At 39.9% G+C, this 20,401-nt stretch carries 17 protein-coding genes; 14 read left to right on the top strand and 3 right to left on the bottom strand.

Annotated features, from left to right (window positions below; genetic code table 11):
- The first annotated feature begins 383 nt into the window (after window positions 1-383).
- Both B6A27_RS17310 and B6A27_RS17305 read left to right on the top strand, forming a co-directional pair.
- The gene (locus tag B6A27_RS17310) at window positions 384-977 is read left to right on the top strand and encodes a TetR/AcrR family transcriptional regulator (protein WP_044742789.1); all 594 of its coding nucleotides are present in this window, start codon (window positions 384-386) and stop codon (window positions 975-977) included.
- A gap of 87 nt (window positions 978-1,064) precedes the next feature.
- A complete protein-coding gene (locus B6A27_RS17305; protein ID WP_080862778.1) occupies window positions 1,065-2,441 on the top strand; it encodes an MFS transporter in 1,377 nt (458 codons plus the stop codon).
- 282 nt (window positions 2,442-2,723) lie between these two features.
- Here B6A27_RS17305 and B6A27_RS17300 read toward each other — a convergent pair whose 3' ends face one another.
- The gene (locus tag B6A27_RS17300) at window positions 2,724-3,287 is read right to left on the bottom strand and encodes an FAD-dependent oxidoreductase (protein ID WP_044742796.1); all 564 of its coding nucleotides are present in this window, start codon (window positions 3,285-3,287) and stop codon (window positions 2,724-2,726) included.
- 656 nt (window positions 3,288-3,943) lie between these two features.
- Between B6A27_RS17300 and B6A27_RS17295 the strand changes: the two genes are divergently transcribed.
- The 9 genes from B6A27_RS17295 (at window position 3,944) to cntE (ending at window position 13,857) form a co-directional block, all read left to right on the top strand.
- On the top strand, window positions 3,944-4,783 hold the full coding sequence (locus tag B6A27_RS17295) for a histidine racemase CntK family protein (RefSeq protein ID WP_066148756.1): 840 nt from the start codon (window positions 3,944-3,946) through the stop codon (window positions 4,781-4,783).
- A gap of 27 nt (window positions 4,784-4,810) precedes the next feature.
- Window positions 4,811-5,605, top strand: a complete 795-nt coding sequence (locus tag B6A27_RS17290; RefSeq protein ID WP_066148758.1) for a nicotianamine synthase family protein — start codon at window positions 4,811-4,813, stop codon at window positions 5,603-5,605.
- 30 nt (window positions 5,606-5,635) lie between these two features.
- On the top strand, window positions 5,636-6,946 hold the full coding sequence (locus B6A27_RS17285) for an opine metallophore biosynthesis dehydrogenase (RefSeq protein WP_080862777.1): 1,311 nt from the start codon (window positions 5,636-5,638) through the stop codon (window positions 6,944-6,946).
- Window positions 6,947-7,257: 311 nt separating this feature from the next.
- The gene (cntA, locus tag B6A27_RS17280) at window positions 7,258-8,880 is read left to right on the top strand and encodes a staphylopine-dependent metal ABC transporter substrate-binding lipoprotein (protein WP_080862776.1); all 1,623 of its coding nucleotides are present in this window, start codon (window positions 7,258-7,260) and stop codon (window positions 8,878-8,880) included.
- 240 nt (window positions 8,881-9,120) lie between these two features.
- Entirely contained in the window at window positions 9,121-10,053 is a 933-nt protein-coding gene (opp1B, locus tag B6A27_RS17275) for a nickel/cobalt ABC transporter permease (protein ID WP_066148762.1), read from the top strand.
- Window positions 10,054-10,956, top strand: a complete 903-nt coding sequence (gene cntC / locus B6A27_RS17270) for a staphylopine uptake ABC transporter permease subunit CntC (protein WP_066148764.1) — start codon at window positions 10,054-10,056, stop codon at window positions 10,954-10,956.
- Window positions 10,937-11,743 carry a staphylopine uptake ABC transporter ATP-binding protein CntD gene (gene cntD, locus B6A27_RS17265; RefSeq protein ID WP_080862775.1) on the top strand — a complete coding sequence of 269 codons (807 nt, stop codon included), beginning with the start codon at window positions 10,937-10,939 and terminating at the stop codon, window positions 11,741-11,743. Before cntC ends, cntD begins: the two co-directional genes overlap by 20 nt.
- Window positions 11,744-11,745: 2 nt before the next feature.
- Window positions 11,746-12,480 (top strand): ABC transporter ATP-binding protein, encoded by a 735-nt coding sequence (locus B6A27_RS17260; RefSeq protein ID WP_080862774.1) that lies wholly within the window; start codon window positions 11,746-11,748, stop codon window positions 12,478-12,480.
- Window positions 12,481-12,657: 177 nt separating this feature from the next.
- Window positions 12,658-13,857 (top strand): staphylopine family metallophore export MFS transporter CntE, encoded by a 1,200-nt coding sequence (cntE, locus tag B6A27_RS17255; protein WP_080862773.1) that lies wholly within the window; start codon window positions 12,658-12,660, stop codon window positions 13,855-13,857.
- Between the two features lie 465 nt (window positions 13,858-14,322).
- On the opposite strand, the gene B6A27_RS17250 is transcribed toward cntE, so the two are convergent.
- Complete coding sequence (locus B6A27_RS17250) at window positions 14,323-15,225, bottom strand: MerR family transcriptional regulator (RefSeq protein ID WP_159720351.1); 903 nt, start codon at window positions 15,223-15,225, stop codon at window positions 14,323-14,325.
- A gap of 665 nt (window positions 15,226-15,890) precedes the next feature.
- Here B6A27_RS17250 and B6A27_RS17245 point away from each other — a divergent pair.
- Window positions 15,891-16,154, top strand: coding sequence for a DUF2573 family protein (locus B6A27_RS17245; protein ID WP_080862771.1), 264 nt, complete (start codon window positions 15,891-15,893; stop codon window positions 16,152-16,154).
- Between the two features lie 99 nt (window positions 16,155-16,253).
- Here B6A27_RS17245 and B6A27_RS17240 read toward each other — a convergent pair whose 3' ends face one another.
- Window positions 16,254-17,342, bottom strand: coding sequence for a GGDEF domain-containing protein (locus B6A27_RS17240; protein ID WP_080862770.1), 1,089 nt, complete (start codon window positions 17,340-17,342; stop codon window positions 16,254-16,256).
- Window positions 17,343-17,826: 484 nt separating this feature from the next.
- On the opposite strand from B6A27_RS17240, the gene B6A27_RS17235 reads away from it, so the two are divergent.
- The gene (locus B6A27_RS17235; protein WP_080862769.1) at window positions 17,827-19,560 is read left to right on the top strand and encodes an ABC transporter ATP-binding protein; all 1,734 of its coding nucleotides are present in this window, start codon (window positions 17,827-17,829) and stop codon (window positions 19,558-19,560) included.
- Window positions 19,561-19,715: 155 nt separating this feature from the next.
- Window positions 19,716-20,276 carry a nitroreductase family protein gene (locus tag B6A27_RS17230; protein WP_044742784.1) on the top strand — a complete coding sequence of 187 codons (561 nt, stop codon included), beginning with the start codon at window positions 19,716-19,718 and terminating at the stop codon, window positions 20,274-20,276.
- Window positions 20,277-20,401 lie beyond the last annotated feature (125 nt).

Below are 20,401 nucleotides of genomic sequence, written 5' to 3'. Positions count from 1 at the left end.
TGATATTAACAAAACATTTAATAAATCATTAGACACATTAGAACGAGAATGGAAAGATTATTTAAAAACTAATGTTAAACCAATTTCATATAAAGATAAAGAAAAAACAAAATTGCATTTTCAAAAGAGAAAACTTTCTCGATATGGGTAGTCCTCACATCTCATACCGGATTTCTACAACCGAAAGACATTGATCTATTGAAAGATGGTGCTCTATTTTATCACTTTTAACTATACCCTTCGAAACAATACGAAACTGGAAAGATAAGAAAACATCGCGCTGTCTCTCCGCTCTAATCTCTTGACGAAAACAAAGCCAAGGAGTAAAATGAAATCACTTAAATGACAGTCAGTACTGACAGTCAAAAAGAGGGTGAAAATGGATGGAGAATCGCGATGTGATGAATAATAAGGATAAATTAATGCAGGCAGCGATCGATTTGATCGCTGAACGAGGGTATCACGGGGTGACCACACAGGAGATTGCGGCCGCTGCGGGTTTAAGCGAAAAGACCTTATTTCGTCATTTTGGAAGCAAACAAAACTTATTAGAATCCGCTTTTGACCGTTACCACTATGCAGCGGAAATGAATGACTTATTTCAAGGCGGCCTGAATGGGGATGTATACGAAGATTTGCTTCGCATCAGCCGCACTTACCATGAAATTATGTTTCGAAACCGCAAAATGATTAAGATATCCATTGCGGAAGGCCATCATTTGCCTGGCTTTCGGGAGAGAACACATCAGCATCCACAGCAGTTAAAGAAACTATTGATCGATTACTTTACGGAGATGGAAAAGCGAGGCAAGGTGATTCACACCGACCACGAACAAACGGCTGTTTCTTTTATGCTTATGCATTTCGGCGCGTTTATGAATTATATAGATGCGACGGATACGACAGTGCTGAACGTCTCGTTAGAGCAAATGATTCAACATAGCGTACAGTTGTGGACTAGGGCTTTGTCTCCCTAGTTTTTTTACCTTGACGATTGACAGTCAGCACTGACAGTCATGAGTGGATCATGAAATATGACAAAATAAAGAGGAGGTCTAATCAAGATGGATGCCCCGTTTTCTTGGCAAGAAGGCATGAAATTGATGCGTGTGGTGATGTTTACCTTAACTCTGTCGTCTATGAGTATTCTGATGTTTAATTTTGTTCTGCCAGAGATCAGCGAGTCTTTTCATTTAACGACAGCCCAAGTCAGCTGGGTCACGTCCGCTTACTCCCTCATCTATGGAATCGGAACCGTGATATATGGAAAGCTGGCGGACCGCTATAAATTGAAAAACATTCTGACCGTTGGATTGCTCGTACTGGTAGCGGGTTCCTTTCTTGGTCTTGTAGCTCAATCATTTTCGATGGTTCTTGCTGCTAGGTGTTTACAGGCGTCAGGGGCCGCCGCAATCCCAGCGTCAGCCATGCTGATTCCTTTACGTTATTTTCCTCCCGAGCAAAGGGGACACGCGATGGGAACGGCCTTTGTTGGCTTAGCCCTAGGGAGCGCACTTGGTCCGATTATTTCTGCTTTAATGATCAGCATGGTCCATTGGCGATGGTTATTTTGTATTCCTGTGTTTCTCTTATTGACTTTGCCGTTTTATCGCAAATACCTTGGCGATGAAGAAGGTTCATCGGCCCATATAGACTGGATCGGGGGATTTTTGCTTGCTGCATCCGTCACTTTATGGTTATTAAGCGTCACCAATGAATCATGGTGGCTGTTGTTAGGAGGAATGATTGGATTGGGGGTGTTCAGTTTGCGTATTCTGACGGTTCGCCAACCTTTTATTCAACCTCAGCTTTTTAAGAATAAACAATATACAAGGCGATTAGCGATTGCTTTTATCGTGAACGGAATCGGTTTTTCCCTTTATTTTCTGAGCCCTTTATTTTTAGCCGAAATTCATCATCTGCCTCCTGCTTGGATCAGTATGGCTATGGTCCCGGCCGCGCTAACAGCCGCTTTGCTCGGACAAAAAGGAGGAAAGTTAGCCGATAGAAAAGGTAACACTTATTTGTACTCTATTGCCTCAAGTTTATTAATTCTCTGTTTTGCCTTACTTTCTACATTTATAGGCGTCTCTCCTTTATGGATCGCTTTCTTTTTGGTGATCGGTCAAGTGGGGCAAACGTTTATCACGATTGCCATATCGAATGCCGTTTCGCTGACCTTGCTGAAGGAATATTCAGGAGTCGGCATGGGACTGTTGTCTATGTTAAATTTTATTGCCGGCGGAATGGCATCGGGGATTTATGGGAAAATGATCGATCTTGGAGCTGATGTTGCTTGGAACCCTGCCAATGTCTATACAAACGGAGCTGTTTACAGCAATCTCTTCTTAGTTCTTGCGGTGATCCATGTCCTGACCCTCATGTTTTATTTAGCAATCGCCAAAGAATCATTTCCGCTAAACAGTGATGGAAGAGAGTAAGTGATATTGCGTCTCTTTTAAGCCATCATCAAAAGAGCGGTGTTTCTTTTCAGAAAAGGGTGTGATACCATTCGATACTGCCCCAAGACAACAAGTACTTCGATTTGATCTCGTACGATGTGCGTATATTCATTTTTTATGATCTTCCGGTTAAGAGAGACATTTTATATCGAAAGTTGATTTCTATTTAGAGAGAGGTTTGCTCGTACGAGAAGGGGATCTTTCTAGGCACCATAAAGCAACCAAAGGGGCAGCGTCCTTTTGAAGGCTGCCCCTTTGGATTTATGATTGGAGAACATCATGATCAACGTAGCGCGCGCCATTTAACTCGCTAATGAGATTAATGGCAACTTTGGCTCCATCGCCAGCGGTGATGATGGTATGCACGCTGACGCCAGCCACTGTGCCGGCGGCCCAAATCCCTTCTACATTGGTTCGTCCTAGCTCATCTACTTCAACGATCGTTTTAATTCTCGGTTCAGTTCCTTGTTTTGTTTTGACTCCAATTTTTTCTGCGAGGTCTGTTGCTATACCGGTTGCTAGAATAATATGCTCAGCCTCGAATGTTTGCTCGGCTGCTTCAATTTGAAATCCTTTTTCCAGCTTTTGAATGCTGGTCACTTGACCGCTCATGAGTTCTGCGCCAAATTTAGCCGCTTGCTTCTTTCCTGTCTCTACTAAATCGGTTCCCGTGATCTCCATGACACCGTAATGATTTTCAACCCAAGCCCGCTTTGTCATGCTTTTTCCATTGTCAATTAATAGCGTTTTCTTTCCGGCTTTTGCGGTGAACAGAGCGGCGCTTGCCCCGGCTGGTCCAGCACCGATAATCGCTACATCATACATCATTTGAGACCTCCTTATGGAAATTTCTACATGACCCATTATAACATGGAGGCACATATAACCATAATGATATGTTTTGAAAATTTCTATCATTCTTTATTATAGGCGTTATATGGGCTTAATCAGACATATAGCATGATAAGAATGGACATAAGCCAAACAATCTTTATATCTATGATTCTTTAGCCGAGGGTTCGCTTCAACCGTTTGGGCAACATCAATAAAGGTTAGCGTGGCCCTCTTCATATTAGTCTCCATTGCGTGAGGATTTCGCAAAAAAAAAAAACAATATTCCATCTACTTATCTTTTTATAAATATGGTGCTTAAGGAGGATTTTTTGACGGCCAAGTAGCCAAACTACGCTCATTCACAGAGCCACCAACGAACCTGAAAGCAGCGTTGTTTAGGAATTTCGTCGCGCAGAAAATACCATCCACCGAGAAGTCTCCCAACCCTAGACAAAGTGAAGCGGGAGGTTCATTCACCAAGAGAATATCCTCTCTTTATGCACAATTCGTGTTCGCTAATATAAAAAATATAACAATATTGACAATGTTTAACCATATGATATAATTTGTTCTAAAATGAAAATCATAATCATTACGCTTTACAAAAGATGATTATGAAGCAAATATAAGTGTAAAGGGGAGCTGCGATGAAACAGGAAATCGATTTTATTAAATTTAATCCAACACAAAATATGACCGTTCTCGTAAAAGCTAATCAACCAGTTGAGGAGTATGGACGGATCGCTTCAAAAATTATGTCATATGACAATGTATATGCTGAGCAGGTAGGTTTTATAGAAAAGCCGAGAAATCATCAAGCTGCTGCCCATCTACAGATGGCCGGAGGTGAATTTTGCGGCAATGCTTGCATGGCGTTGGCCGCTTATATTGCATCTGAAAAAGGGCTAAAGCAGAATGATTGGATGGAACTATTATTGGAAGCCTCGGGCACGGACAGATTAATAATGTGCCAAGTAAAAAGGGATTCAGATGAATATTATTGTCAAGTTACTATGCCGATTCCTAAACAGATCGAACAGAAAACGATTCAGTATGACGGAGACGATTTGCATATTGTGATCGTGAGATATCAGGAGTTCATCCATATTGTGATAGAAGTGAATGAATTTAGTAGTGCCGTGAGGGAAAAAGCCCAATCATTAGCAAGATTGCTTGGGATCACTATCGGAGCTAATTTGATCGGCATTTTATTGTATAAGTCGAAATCTGATGAATTGGCTCCCCTCATTTACGTTCCTCATCTAGACAGTATGGTTTGGGAAAGAGGTTGCGGCTCAGGTACGGCGTCCTTAGGAGCCTATTTAGCATGGAAAAATAAGAATAAAAGAAATGTTGCTGCAACGATTAGGCAGCCCGGAGGCACTATGAAGGTAGTGGCCCATTGCCATGAGGGAATATTAACAAATCTTAAGATTGAAGGATGTGTCGGGATAGTCGCACAAGGCAAGGCTTTTATTAATGTTTAGTTACCGCATTGTATGGGGGTGAAATGAATGATTGTCTTAAAAACTTTTCAAGAATCTTTAAGCTACTTTTTAGAGAAGTTTGATGAGTTGGCCAAAAAGTATGATCATACAATCAATCATTGTTCAGAATTAGAGCTTTTAATAGATGACTACTCCAAATTTATAACAAATGAGAAAAATCAAGAGGCTTGGGAGCAACTAGAACTTCACGAATCCAGCGAATGGAGTCAGCTTGTGGCGAATTTGAGGAAAAAATCAGCCCTTTGCGTGGCGATTATGGAAAAATATCGTGCCTTAAAATTGCGAGATGGACATGTTGAAATAGCCGATTATTTTAAAAATATCGAATCATGCATTGAAGAAGAGTTTGGCAGTTTCCGAATCACTTCTGAATCAAAAGTATTATTAGTAGGCTCGGGTTCATTCCCGATGACCCCCTTATTAATTGCTAAACGAACTGGGGCGGAGGTTGTTGGCATAGATATCGATGATGAGGCTATTCAACTTGGCCGAAATGTCGTGGAAAGACTAGGGAGCGGATTAAATATAAGATTAGAAAAATTATCAGTGGAAGATCTTGATTTTACGAAAGACGTTACCCATGTCATCTTCAGTTCAACTGTCGAAAGTAAATACGACATATTGGACCAATTATATGAATTAACCAATGACCATGTAGTGGTGGCTATGAGGTATGGTAATCAATTAAAGTCTTTATTTAATTATCCATTACGAGAAGTAGATGAGGAAAAATGGAAGTTAGTTGAGCATATCATACGCCCAGAGCACGTGTTTGATATAGCGCTGTACAAAAAAGTATAGCTTATTCGCTTGATAGAAAGGGAGGTTTTTATGAGCGGCTTTAAACGAGTCTTGTTGTTAGGAACCGGACCAACATCCATTCAGCTGGCTGTCACTTTAAAAAAACAGTTGAATTGCTATGTGGGGATTTCCGGGAGAGAATCTGTTCGTTCGGAAAAAGTCTTTGCGGCTCTTAAGCAAAGTGGCCATCTTATTCGTGTGAGCGTTCAAAATGAAAAGCATCAAGCTATGGCAGGGGAATGCTTTATTGATCAAGTGTTTAAAGGATATGGAACAATTAAAGGGGACTGGGATACCATTATTTTTTCCGTAACAACAGATGCTTATATGGACGTATTAAAGCAAATGAATGATGAGCTATTAAAACAAGTTAAATGTATTGTTTTAATTTCTCCAACTTTCGGTTCAAATAGCTTAATCAGAAACTATATGAAACGTATAAATTCAGATGTAGAAATTATTAGTTTCTCCACCTATTACGGCGATACGCGATGGATACATAACCAGCCGCCTAATCATGTTTTAACAACAGGTGTGAAGAAAAAAATTTATATAGGATCGACACATGATCCGTCTGAGAATATCGACAGACTGTGTCAGCTATATGAAAAGTTAGGCATTGCCTTAGAAAGGATGCAGTCCCCGATTGAGGCGGAAACAAGAAATATTTCTTTATATGTCCATCCGCCGTTATTTATGAACGATTTTTCATTACAAGCGATATTTGGGGAGTTAGATACGAAGAAATATGTATACAAAATTTATCCTGAGGGGCCTATTAAGCAATATTTAATTCGTGAAATGCTGGCTCATTGGAAAGAAATTATGAATATGATCGGGAAAATGAATATACAAGGTATCAATTTGCTTAAATTTATGATCGATGATAATTATCCGGTAAGACCGGAAAGCTTATCACGCGAGGATATTGAAAATTTCAATCATTTGGAGCCTATTCATCAAGAGTATTTATTGTATATCCGGTATACTTCCCTATTGATCGATCCTTTTTCAGAACCAGATAAAGAAGGAAAATATTTTGATTTTTCTGCTGTTCCATTTAGGAAGGTATTTGTCAACAAGGAAGGGTATTGGGAGATCCCAAGAATGCCTAAGGAAGACTATTATCGCATAAAAATCATACAAGGGATCGCCAAATATTTAAACGTGGATTGTCCAACAATCGATACATTTATTGAAAGATATGAAAGGAAAATCGAAACATTTGCTCAATCTCATAGAGAAGAATTATTGTCTCATGCATTTACCGTTCAACATTTTGCGGAAGATTTGCAAATGATATGCGGTGAAATCGGAAAAAGCATAACAGCGAAGAGTTGAAAGATACCGAATGCCTTAGATGATATAAAGTAGTATGTTATATAAATCGTAATCAATTCGATTTAATTCGATGATAATGATTGGAAAATAGATCATATTTTACATGAGAAAGTCAGTTGTGTTCAATTTTGTAGCTGTCGCTTGACATGTTCATTTTTGCATTGATATGGAGCTGGAACGATGATCGGGTGTTGAACAGCGCCGTTTGACAGAACCATAAATGGATCAGCGGCGTTGTTCAGACCTGCGCTACGACAATGTTCCAGCCGGATAAATGGTATATAAATAAGACTTAAGGGGAGAAGAAATACATGATAGTAAAAAAATTGAAGATAATGGCTCTTATGTTTTTAGTCTTATCTATGCTAGTTGCTTGCTCTGCCCATTCGACGAACTCTGATAGCAAGAACAAGAAAAGAGGTGCTTCTAATAATAGAGAACTAGTGATTGCAACAACGAAAGACATTAATGATATGAATCCGCATTTGTATGCAGGCTCAATGCCAGCTCAAGGGATGGTATATGAATCATTAGTGGAAAATACCAAAGACGGAATCAAGCCTTTGCTCGCTGAATCATGGGAAATTTCGAAGGATGGAAAAGTATACACATTTCATTTAAGAAAGGGCGTGAAATTCCATGATGGCGAACCATTTAACGCAGAGGCAGTGAAGAAAAATATTGATGCTGTGCAAAACAATGCAGAAAAACATGCTTGGATCAAACTATCAACCAAAATAGTCAGTTGCAATGTAATAGACGAATATACCGTTGAGTTAGTGCTATCGGAACCCTATTATCCAACGTTGCTTGAACTATCTTTGACTAGACCTTATGTATTTATGTCACCTAAAGATTTTACTAACGGGGGCACAAAAGATGGCGTAAAAGGCTATCATGGTACAGGACCATATGTTCTCATTGAACATAAAGTTGATCAATATGCAACGTTTGAAGCCAATCCAAACTATTGGGGCGGCTCACCTAAAATGAAGAAAATTACTTTTAAAGTTCTTCCTGCAGGTGAAACAACATTTTTAGCCTTACAAAAAGGAGAAGTCAACTTTGTTTTCACAGATGATCGAGGTGTAGACAGCATTGATGTTGAAGCAATGAATCAATTAGTGGATTCAGGCAATTATCAACTTGTTAAAAGTGAACCGATGAATACGAAGATGATCGTAGCCAATAGCAGCAAAGTGGATAGCCCAGTCAGTGAAACCGCTGTTCGTGAAGCTATTTGGTACGCAATCGATAGAAAAACCATTAGCAAAGATATTTTAAATGGCACTGAAACAGTAGCTAATACCCTTTTTTCATCTAATGTTCCGTATGCAGATGTTGACTTGAAGAAGCGGGGCTATGATTTAGAAAAAGCAAAAGAAATTTTAGAAAAAGCAGGCTGGACATTAGAGGAGGGAGCTGAAGTGAGGACGAAAGATGGCAAAAAATTGGCCGTGAAATTATATTATGATAGCAACTCTCCTTCCCAAAAAGCTGAAGCTGAATTGATTCAAAGTTCCTTAAAAGAGATAGGAGTCGAGCTGGAGATCATTGGTGAAGAATCCACTTCAATCGCTAATAGAAGAACAACAGGTGACTATGATTTATTATTCAACCAAACATGGGGATTAGCATATGATCCTCAAAGCACAATTGCCGGCTTTACTTCGGAGTCTGCTTATTTGCATACGACGAGCGGCATCGCAGAAGCAGATGAACTCTACAAAAAAATTAAAGAAGTGACAGGGTCCACTGATGAGGAAACGAGAAAATCGTTGTATGCGGATATCTTAACCATTGTTCATGACGAGGCCGTCTTTATTCCAATTACAAACGGCCGAATCACTATAGTTGCGCCAAAAAATGTAAAAGGCATCTCATTTAAACAAACACAATTCGAGTTGCCATTTGAACAAATGGATGTTGAATAGCCATTGCGATAAAAAGGTGAATACTGATTGATTACTCTTATGAACTAGCAAAACAGGGGAAAATGATGGTTTCTTAAAGAGCAAATTTCACATGGCGTGAAGCTTGGGCGTTTTCCACTGTGGAAGGCAAGGCGGCGGACTTGCCTTCCGACTATAAATTTTTTAGCGCTGTCTTTCTAGATCATGGTAATGATTGCGAGTGTGCTTTCGAACGATTTTGTCACATAGAAGGAGGTTTCTATGGGAAGTTACATGATGAAGAGGATACTGGTATCTATTCCCTTGCTTTTGATCATTTCGTTTTTGACGTTTGTTTTCATGAATCTTTCTCCTCAAGATCCGGCCGAAGTGGTGTTGCATGCGCAAGGCGTCCCTAAAATAACCGATGAATTAATGACTCAAACGAAAGCAGAACTGGGACTCGATAAACCATTTATCGTAAGATATTTCGATTGGCTTGTGGCATGCTTGCAGTTGGATTTTGGGAATTCATACGTGACAGGACAACCAGTTTGGTCATTAATAGGTCCAGCTTTTCTTAACACATTAAAGCTAACGGTCGTTTCGTCTGTTGTGATTATTATTTTATCCATCTTATTAGGTGTCGTTTGCGCGTTGAGAGAAGGAACCATCATTGATCAATCGGTAAGAGGATTTTCCTTTTTCCTAGCAACCATGCCGCCATATTGGCTTGCGTCGCTGATGATTTGGTACTTTGCTGTTAAGTTGGACTTGTTACCGACAAACGGAATGGATTCATATAAAAGTTATATTCTTCCGGTTGCTGTCATTGCGATTAATTACGCTGGCATTTATTTTCGGGTGGTGAGAAGTTCGGTGTTAAACCACTTAAACGAAGACTATGTCCTATATGCAAGGGCATGCGGTGTACCTGAGAGGAAAATTACCATGCATATCTTAAGAAATTCGTTACAAGTTGCTGTTTCAATATTTTGTATGGCTATTCCTATTATATTGGGGAGTACGGTAGTGATCGAGAATGTTTTTGCATGGCCAGGATTAGGAAGTTTAAGTGTTAGATCCATTCTAAGCCGAGACTTTCCGATTATCCAAGCTTATGTTCTTATACTGGCGGCCGCTTTTGTGTTATTTAACACGCTTTCTGACATTATCAATGCGGCGATGAACCCTAAATTAAGGAAGGGATTATAAATGAAAATATTAAGAAACTTAAGTAAAGATCGATTGGCCGCTGCATCTTTTATCCTCATTGTCGTGACGATTGTTGCTGGTATATTGGCTCCTTACATTGCGCCGCATGATCCTAATGAAGTAAATATGAGACTTCGGTTTGCGGCACCCTCTTGGGAATACCTATTAGGCAACGATCACTTGGGGAGATGCATTTTATCCAGATTAATTTATGGCATTCGTCCCAGCGTTTTATGGGTTTTAGGAGCATTATTCATATCTGTTTTAATTGGAGCTATTGCCGGTTTTATAGCGGGTTACTTTAGAGGAAAAGTCGATTTCTTTATGATGAGAATTTGTGATATTATGCTTTCTTTCCCAGGGTACGTTATGACATTGGCGGTTGTCGGTATTTTGGGGATCGGGCTTAAGAATATATTGATTGCGTTTATTTTGATGAAATGGGCATGGTTTGCTCGAGTAATCAGAACGGCTGTTATGCAGTATGCGGAATTAGACTATGTCAAATTTTCTAAAGCAACTGGTATGAGTGACATACAAATTATCTGGAAGCATATTGTCCCTGTTACACTTTCTGATATTGCCGTTGTTTCAAGCGGTTCGATGGGTTCCATGATTTTGCAAATATCGGGATTTTCATTCCTAGGTCTGGGAATTCAAGCCCCAAATGCTGAATGGGGAATGATGCTCAATGAGGCAAGGCAAGTGATGTTTTCAAGACCAGAGCTAATGCTAGCGCCCGGATTAGCGATTATTATTGTCGTATCAGCATTTAATTTCTTATCTGATGCGCTTCAAGTTGCTTTAGACCCGAAATTAATACGTTCTACTAATAAATTTCAGAAACAAGAGGTGGAAACAGAAACAAGGGGTGGAAAAATTTATGAATATACTAGAAGTTGAAAATTTGCAAGTGACGGATATGAACACGGGCCAAATCATTGTTTATAACAGTTCATTCTATTTAAAGCAGGGAAACTGTCTTGCCATTGTTGGGGAAAGCGGAAGCGGAAAGTCCGTGACTTGCAGGTCGATTATGAGACTAAATAAACCTTGGATTCACCAATCAGGGGACATTTTCTTTAAGGGGGAAAATGTAAACCATCTTTCTGAAAAAGAAATGAGAAAGAAAAGAGGAAAAAACCTTTGCATGATTCTGCAAAATGGGATGAGTGCATTCGATCCCTCTTGTGTAATCGGCGTTCATTTAAGAGAAACACTTGCTGAACATTTCGGATGGAGCAATCAAGAAATAGAAACAAAAATGAAAAAGGCCATGGAAAGTGTCATGCTAAAAAACCCGATAGAGACGATGAATAAGTATCCACACCAATTATCAGGCGGAATGCTGCAGCGAATCATGATTGCATTGGCCCTAGTATTAGAGCCCGACATTATGATCGCTGATGAACCGACAACAGCGCTGGATACCATCTCGCAATTTGAGGTCATTGAACAATTCATTCAATTACGTGAAAGAATGGGATGCTCGATGATCTTTGTTTCCCATGATTTAGGTGTTGTGAAAAAAATTGCGGATGACGTTTTAGTCATGAAGGATGGGAAAATTGTTGAAAGAGGAGATATCCCAACCGTTTTTTCCAAAGCAGAACATGAATATACAAAATATTTAGTAGCGACAAGACTTGAGGTTAGTAACCATTTTAGAAAAATAATGGGGAGAGTTTAAAGTTGCTGAAAGTTGATTGTGTGGAGAAAAGCTATAAAAAAGGTGGATTATTCTCGAGGGAAAAACAGAAAATCTTGAAAAATGTCAGTTTTGAATGTAGAAGAGGTGAATGTCTCGGCATTATCGGAGAAAGTGGAAGCGGAAAATCAACATTGGGCCGTTTAATTCTTGGAATTGAAAAGCCGGATCGCGGAACTGTTTTATTTGAGGGGAAAAACATACAGGATAGAAAAGTGAGAGTAGGGAACATCAGTGCTGTATTTCAAGACTATATCTCCTCAATCAATCCGTTTTTTACTGTGGAAGAAGCCATTATGGAGCCTTTAAAAGGGCAAAAAGAGATTCAAAGCAAGATTGATCATCTATTAAATCAGGTTGGATTAGACCCATCTTATAGAAAAAAATATCCCCATGAATTATCTGGAGGAGAAGCCCAAAGAGTGTGTATAGCAAGAGCTATTTCAACAGAACCGAAATGCATTTTATTAGATGAGGCAATCAGCTCTTTAGATGTATCTGTTCAAACCCAGGTGCTGGATTTATTAAAAAAGTTAAAGAAAAGTTACAATATGAGTTATATTTTCATAACCCATGATATACAGGCCGCCGCTTATATTTGTGACAGGGTCATTTTTTTTAGAAACGGTCAAATCGAAGAGATCGTTAAAACTGAACACTTAAAGGATGTTCAGTCAGAATATGCTAGAAAGTTATTACAAATGATTATCACTTTTTAATAACGGTTGGCATGGCAACCATAGCCATTAAGTTCGGCATGTTTTTCAATGGTTAGTGGGGGCTTGCCACCATCCATGGGCTTAAAAGGAGAGTGCCGTGGTAACAAAAAGCCAGAGTTGTGGACGTGCCTTTCGACCGGACCGTGAATATTTGTAGTTATATAGGAGGAGAAAATATTGCGAGGAGCTATGTCTTGGCCTTTTCTGCGTTTATATATGTTGGTTTTTCTTTATTTTAGTGCCAATTCTATTTTGAATGTGATTATTCCGTTACAAGGGGAAACGTTGGGAGCAAGCAATACAACCATTGGCATGATCATGGGAGCCTATCTGTTTACTACCATGTTCTTTCGGCCATGGGCCGGTTATATGATCCAAAAGCATGGACCGATAAACGTGTTACGCATCATTCTTATTATCAATGGATTTGCTTTAATCCTCTATACGTTTACTGAGTTAGGAGGCTTTCTGGTTGCCCGGATGTTACAAGGGGTGTCGACTGCTTTTTTTTCAATGGCATTACAGATAGGGATTATTGATGCGTTGCCAGAAAAGGATCGCTCTCAGGGCATTTCATTATATTCTTTATTTTCATATATACCAGGCATTATTGGTCCCATGCTGGCATTAGGGATTTGGCAAGGAGGGATGGATTACTTTACAGTGGTGATGATCGCCATTGCCATCTTTACAGGGCTGTTTGGATATAGTGCAAAGATGGATAAAAAAGAAACTCAGCCTGCTGCCAACCATGCTGGACAAGGGGCAAGGATGCTTCAATCGTTTAGCCAGTTAGTAAAAAATCCATTCTTATTTAAATGTAGCGTACTGATGCTAGTGGCATCTATTGTATTCGGAGCTATCACCACTTTTATCCCACTATATGCTGCGCAATTAAAAAGCGGTAATGCGGGAATTTATCTTATGCTTCAGGCGGGTACTGTTGTTTTTGCTCGTTTTGCTTTAAGAAAAAAGATTCCTTCAGATGGCAAATGGCATTCTTCTTTTATCATGGGAACGATGTTGATTTTAGCCGTAGCCGCACAGTGTGTAAGCTTTTCTATAATCGGCGGAGCGATATTTTTCTATGTTGGTGCCATTTTGATGGGGATCGCTCAAGCCCTTCTCTATCCAACGTTAACAACATACTTAACCTTTGTCCTGCCGGAGATGAACCGCAATGTATTATTGGGATTATTTATTGCTATGGCCGATTTAGGGGTTTCATTAGGTGGGGTCATTATGGGACCGGTAGCTGACCTCTCTTCATACTCATTTATGTATATGATTTGTGCGGGCTTAGGAGCAGCAATGATTCTGTTTGCCTATGATCGCAGAAAAATATTTGTTGAAGGAATATCAAAGAAACATTCATAAGAGAAGCTCCTATAAGCCTTAACATTCTAAGAGATATTTACTTTTATGGGCTGTGAAATAGGTGGGATGAGCTCGCTCCCCCCATTGTGAGGCCTTTTCGTATGAAAAGATGATGACAGATTGACTCTATCCATCTAGTATTCATTTTTTACCAAGTTTCTATCAAAATGATTTCATATACCTATGAAGAGGTCTCTCACCTCTTAACAAAATGGAGGGCGGCTCATAAATACATAGTTACTATATAAATCCCCCTCTAAGAGAAAACGAATGGATTTTGGGAAAGACGAGGGACAGGGACATGTGCGCAGCAGGGGAAGGCAGAGCCGCTTGCAGTCCCATGTCCGGGCTGTGAAGCGGCTCATAATGTTGACATCTGATCGTTTCTTTCCATGTCAAACATCTATCGCTCTTTTGCTCATTCATTAGTGAGCAAAAGAAACGGGGGAGCTTTGTTCCTTTGCTTTAGCGGTCTTTTACAAGGCTGAAAATGTCATCGGTCATTTGCAAATTTGGAGCTGTTCCTTCTTGGATATACGATGTTGTATCAGGGGACACAATATAAAATGAAATGTGCGGATAATGTTTTGCAACATGATGACATTTTGTAAGAAGATCGCTATTTTGTTCCAAGGAAGCCGTTGTATAAGCTGACAGCACCACTTTTTTTGGTGTTAATTGCTGAACGGCCGACTCGATGACATCAAAGGCAGAAATTCGTTCAAGCATGATCGTCTTCCAGCCGCAAAGCAAAGATTCTAATAAAATGATTTGCAGCCAAATTTCGTGCTGTTCCTGAGGAAAACATGCACCCAGCAGCAATGGCGCATGTTCATGGCAAGGGAAGTTGCGGCGTATTTGGATGAGAACATCGCGAACCACTACACTTGCTAACATTGCTTGATCTTTTCTCCAATGCCCCTGATCCCTGCGCTTTTCTACCTCTTGCAAAAAGGGAATGACGATGGAATGGAGGAAGGGCTGCAACCCATAGATCTGATATGCTCGTTGTAGAGTGCGATAGATAGCTGCTTCATGATAAAGATCTCCCTCATGAAGTAATGTGCAAACAGATTCATGAGCCCATGAATGCGTGTCATCCGCCTGTTCGTTCAAGTTTTTCTGGTTGAGTGCCGCTTTTTCTTTTAGATGCAGCGCTGCTTGTTTGACAGACTGGCCTTTCTCTACTAAAGATTTCACATATAGAAGCTGTTGCACTTCTTCATCGCAGTAAATGCGGTATCCGTTGTCAAGCCGTTTCGGCTGAACGATTCCATACCGTTCCTCCCATTTGCGGATGACTTGCTTAGAAAGCCCTGTTATGGCGGCTACTTGCTGAATGTTATATGTCATGTCATTATTCGTCATTTTCACATCATCCTTTTTTGGCAGCATGGCTTATCCAATTGTGCTCGGAATCACGAATGATTTTCTTCATAAACTATATAACATGTCTCTTGATTTGTACAATAGGGGGACAATCAGCTCTTCGATAAAACGGCTTGTCTGACGATAGCTTTCCAGAGATTATTCGCTTCCTCTGCGAGTGATAGTTTTCATGATGGTGGAAAATAAATGGATGCATTTGTTGTTCTTGTGCCGTGTAAATACGATGAGTGAATGATATCTGTAAAAACCAACAGTTAAAATCGGTTATCACCTGCTCACTTCTTAAGGAATATTGCCGTATCACGTTTGATTCATCATATAGTAGCAAACATAGTTGCGAGCAAACCGGGCGCATTTTTTGCGATGTTGGTAAAATTTTGTTTATAATGGATACAACATGCGGCAAGATTCTCGGCCTCTTTTTTAAAGAACAAGGAAGCGGGACGATGGATCGCTGTTGAGAATATGGAGTTAGGGATGGAACATCAAGCACCTGTTGTCGTTTAATTTTTTTAAAGTAGTCGCCGCTATATGGTTTAGCAGCTGAACAAGTGGCACTTATTGGCTTGCTGGGCTGAGGTAGTGGAGATGGCCTCTTTATGTTAGCTGATGACCAAATAAAGGATATCGGAGGGAGATAAAAAATGAATGAATCCTTTACCGAACAGTTTGAAGCACTTATTGATAAGTATACAGAATTGCTGCTTGGACAAAGCAATCATGAGTTAAAAGAGAAGGTCAAGGTTTGGATTCTTTATTCTCATATTGCCAAATCTATGCCAGCGCTTGGACAACACTGGAATCAATTGTATCCTGATGCGAAGGAACAAGTAAAAGTGATGATTCAAGAAATTAAGCATTTAAACGAACGGGAGCGCGCGAAAAAAGAAGGAGATCGCCGCATCTAAGCTTCATTCATAGTCCTTCTACTGATTGAACGAGCCATTTCAGTTTCTACGCATAGCGTAAAGGAAAGCGGGACCCGTTCAAAGGAGAGAGAAATGGCATTACGATGGGATAATAGGTTGTTGAAACACAATTCGATTGCGGCCAATTTGCTTGGCTATATATAAATACTGATCAGCTTGTTCGATTGCTTTTTCAATCCCCGTTTGCCTATTTAATCGCGCAAGACCGATGGAGACGGTGATATGCGGCATTTCTGTTCCATCTATTGTATAGAAAGTATGCTGGGCAATGGCACCCCGAAGATTCTCAAGCAGTGTAACCGCTTCCTTTTCATTATATACCATAATGCAAATAATAAATTCTTCTCCCCCGTAACGTCCAACAATGATTCGCTCTGGAATAAACTCCTTAATCATATCGGCTAGTTTTTTTAATACTTCATCCCCGTTTTGGTGCCCATATGTGTCATTGATTCTTTTAAAAAAATCGATATCAAGCATCGCGATATAATAAGACGGTCCTTGTTTTTGGCTGTTGACGACCTCTACAAATTTTCTCATGTTGTATAAATGGGTAAGGGGATCGTGGTCCGCGTAAAATCGGAGCTTTCTTATAAGCTGGAGCTGCTTTTTGCCTAAATGAATGAAGAAAAGCAATAGAAGTGCTCCTAGTTGAAAGGAAAGAAAATGAATGAATGTTTCCTTTTGAAATACCTCTCCATTAAAAGGAGAAAAATGAAGGATCGGAAACTGGGAAATTAGCCAAATGAAAGAAAAGAGGAAGAAAACTTGGATGTAATGAAATCCTTTTTTGAGCTTGAAGTGATAATATAAAAGGGATAAAAAAGTAGGCAGCATCCATTCGAATAAAATGCTTGCAAAGGTACCTTCTCCTTCTAATATCCACCTCCACGCAACGACGAAGCAAAGGGCAGGAAGAGCATAGCTTGTACCATGCAGCATAGCTAAAATGACAAGGGGGAGCGTTTGCCAATTCCAGTTCTGTCCGCCGTTTATAGCCAGCAAATCAAACAAGCTGATGGTTGCCAACGACACGATCAGAATATGCAGCCATTTGACTTGGTTAGCAGAGAAATATTTCTCTTCATCATTTTGCAAGTAAAGGGCTTGAATGAATAAGTGCATCAGCAGCAAGATACCTATATTCGCTAGTATGAATAGAATCATTCGCCTCACCTCAAATGAATAAAATAATAGACTTTTGAAAATTATAGAAAAAAACAAAAGGAAAAGATAGAGGGATTTTAATAAATTTTTATTATATAAGATGAAACGAATGCTTTCTGGAATCGCCTGTTGGAGAAAGTCTTATGACAGGCTTTTGTCGTGTGTTCAAGCGGCGAGGGCGGGTTCACTCTATAGAAAGGGTATGTTTTAAATGATTGATCCAGCAGGACCTTTAAAAAAGAGGCAACCGCAGCACCAATCCAGACGTTTTCTTTTATTGACAAGAGCTTGATTGTAAAATTATAATCAAAAATGATTTTCATTATCATTCATTAGGTGTCCGCGACCTATTTTAAATGGGTTGTTATCGACATTTGAAAATTGATTCGAGTTTGGAAGGCGATAGAGAGAAAGAGTGAATGGCGGGGAAGCGCTGAAGTCTGTACAATGTATATAGAGCTTCGATGAAAAGGGGGTAGTAAAGATGATTCGAAGGTTTTTCGCTTATTATAAACCATATAAAAGATTATTTTTGCTTGATTTTTCTTGTGCTGTATTAGCAGCCATTATTGAATTAATGTTTCCGCTTGCGGTGAATCAAGTGGTAGACGATCTATTGCCGAGCGGGAATTGGAGCCTAATATTATGGGCTTGTGTAGGTCTGTTGTTCATTTATCTTTTGAATGCTTTGCTCAACTACGTTGTTACGTATTGGGGCCATAAATTAGGGATCAATATTGAGACAGATATGCGCAACGAATCGTTTCAGCACGTTCAAAAGCTTTCTTTTCGCTATTTTGATAACACAAAGACGGGACATTTAGTCTCACGCATGACGAACGATTTAATGGATATTGGAGAAATGGCTCATCATGGTCCAGAGGATTTGTTTATTGCCATCATGACGTTGCTTGGCACATTTGGGATTATGCTTGCGGTGAACCCCAAGCTGGCCGTGATGATTTTTATTCTCGTTCCGATTATTATGCTGTTGACGATTTATTTTGGGAAGCAAATGTCCGCGGCGTTTTCGCAGCTATTTGGCGATATTGCAAACTTTAATGCACGCGTTGAAAACAATGTAAGCGGTATTCGTGTTGTGCAGTCCTTTACTAATGAAGAGCATGAAATTGCGAAATTTAAAGAAAGCAACGATCTCTTTCGTTGGACAAAACTGCGCTCTTATCGAATTATGGCCAATAACTCATCCATGAATTATGTTTTAACGAAAATTCTTTCCTTGTTTGTGCTGCTGGCAGGAGCGTGGTTTGTGATTGATGGGCAAATGACATATGGTGAATTTATCGCTTTCTTATTATTAGCCAACGTGTTGATCGGGCCCATTCAAAAAATTAACGCGGTCATTGAAACATATCCAAAGGGCATTGCCGGCTTTAAACGTTTTATCGAGTTTTTAGAGACAAAACCAGAAATTACGGACCCCCCTCATGCGCTTCAGCTGTCACATGTCCATGGGGAAATTCGTTATGAGAATGTGTCGTTTTCCTATAAACATGATAAACGTGTGCTGGATCACTTAAATCTTCATATTCGTCCGGGAGAAACCATTGCATTGGTAGGGCCTTCAGGTTCGGGAAAATCGACGATTTGCCATCTCCTGCCGCGATTTTATGAGCGAGATCGTGGCCGCATCATGATTGATGGAATCGATATTCAGGATATTTCTTTAAAGTCTCTGCGTTCACATATCGGCATTGTGCAACAGGATGTCTATCTTTTTGATGGCACCATCCGCGATAATATTGCTTACGGCAAATTAGATGCAACAGAAGAAGAAATTTGGGAAGCCGCAAGAAAAGCGCAATTAGAAGATGTGATCTACAGTCAAGCGGATGGATTAGATACGTTGATCGGGGAGAGAGGAGTGAAGCTGTCAGGCGGGCAAAAACAAAGAATCGCGATCGCAAGGATGTTTTTAAAAAATCCGTCTATTCTTATTTTAGATGAGGCTACATCCGCTTTAGATACAGAAACCGAACAAGCTGTGCAAGAAGCGTTGGATCATTTGGCACAGGGAAGAACAACCATTGTGATTGCGCATCGGCTGGCGACTATTAAAAAGGCTGATCGGATTGCCGTGGTAGCGGATCAGCGGATTATTGAAGAAGGAAGCCATGATGAGCTCATGCGGCGGAAAGGAGCTTATTATCGTCTTTATATGGCACAATTTGGTGATAGAGCCTCAGCAGGCATCTAAGGGAGAAGTGCTGCAATGATAATAGACGCAGGTGGGGGAATTCATATCTAATGAGGAGCAAGGTGAAGAAAAGGCTGAAGGGAAAGACATTTACAAATTCCTTCAATTTTGAAATAATTGTAATTGAAAATCATTATTATTATAAGGAGGCATAAATGATCACCATGCAGCAGGAATACAAAGTAGCTCATACCATTAAAGAGCGTCGGTCGATTAAGGAGTTTAAAGAAGATCCCATTCCAAAAGAAGTGATATGTGAATTATTAAATACAGCTGTTTGGGCGCCTAATCATGGATTAAGAGAGCCATGGCGTTTTATACTGTTTGTGAATGAAGGAAAAGAAAAACTGATTGATGCGATTGCTCAAGAATCCAATAATGGAAAGAATATTGATCTATTAAGAGAAAAGCTGCAACCGATTCCAGCGCATTTATTAGTCGTCATGCAGGAAGATCCGCGTCAAAAGCAATGGGAGGAGGATTTAGCGGCAACAAGTGCCTTAATCCAAAATTTCCAACTGGCTGCATGGGAAAAAGGAATTGGCGTTATATGGAAAACAGGAGCCTATATTTATTCGCCATCTTTCCGCAAAAAAGTAGGAGTAGAGCCGGGAGAAAAAATTGTTGGGCTATTACATATTGGCTACCCTGCTTCGATCCCACAGGCCAGACCGCGGACAAAAGCGGAAGAAAAATTAACCGTCATTGAATCATAACGAGATATAGGAAAAAATCATGTGTGCTGGCGATGGATCTTATATAAAGTCGTTTAAAACATATTCATCGAGAAGTCTCCCGCCTCTAAGTTGAAGTGTAGGTGGGAGACTACCATTGGTAAGAA

The sequence above is a fragment of the Anoxybacillus sp. UARK-01 genome, assembly GCF_002075365.1.
Lineage (GTDB): Bacteria > Bacillota > Bacilli > Bacillales > Anoxybacillaceae > Anoxybacteroides > Anoxybacteroides rupiense.
The sequence above is the reverse complement of the archived record's forward strand: the minus strand, read 5'-3'. Positions and strand labels throughout refer to the sequence as shown.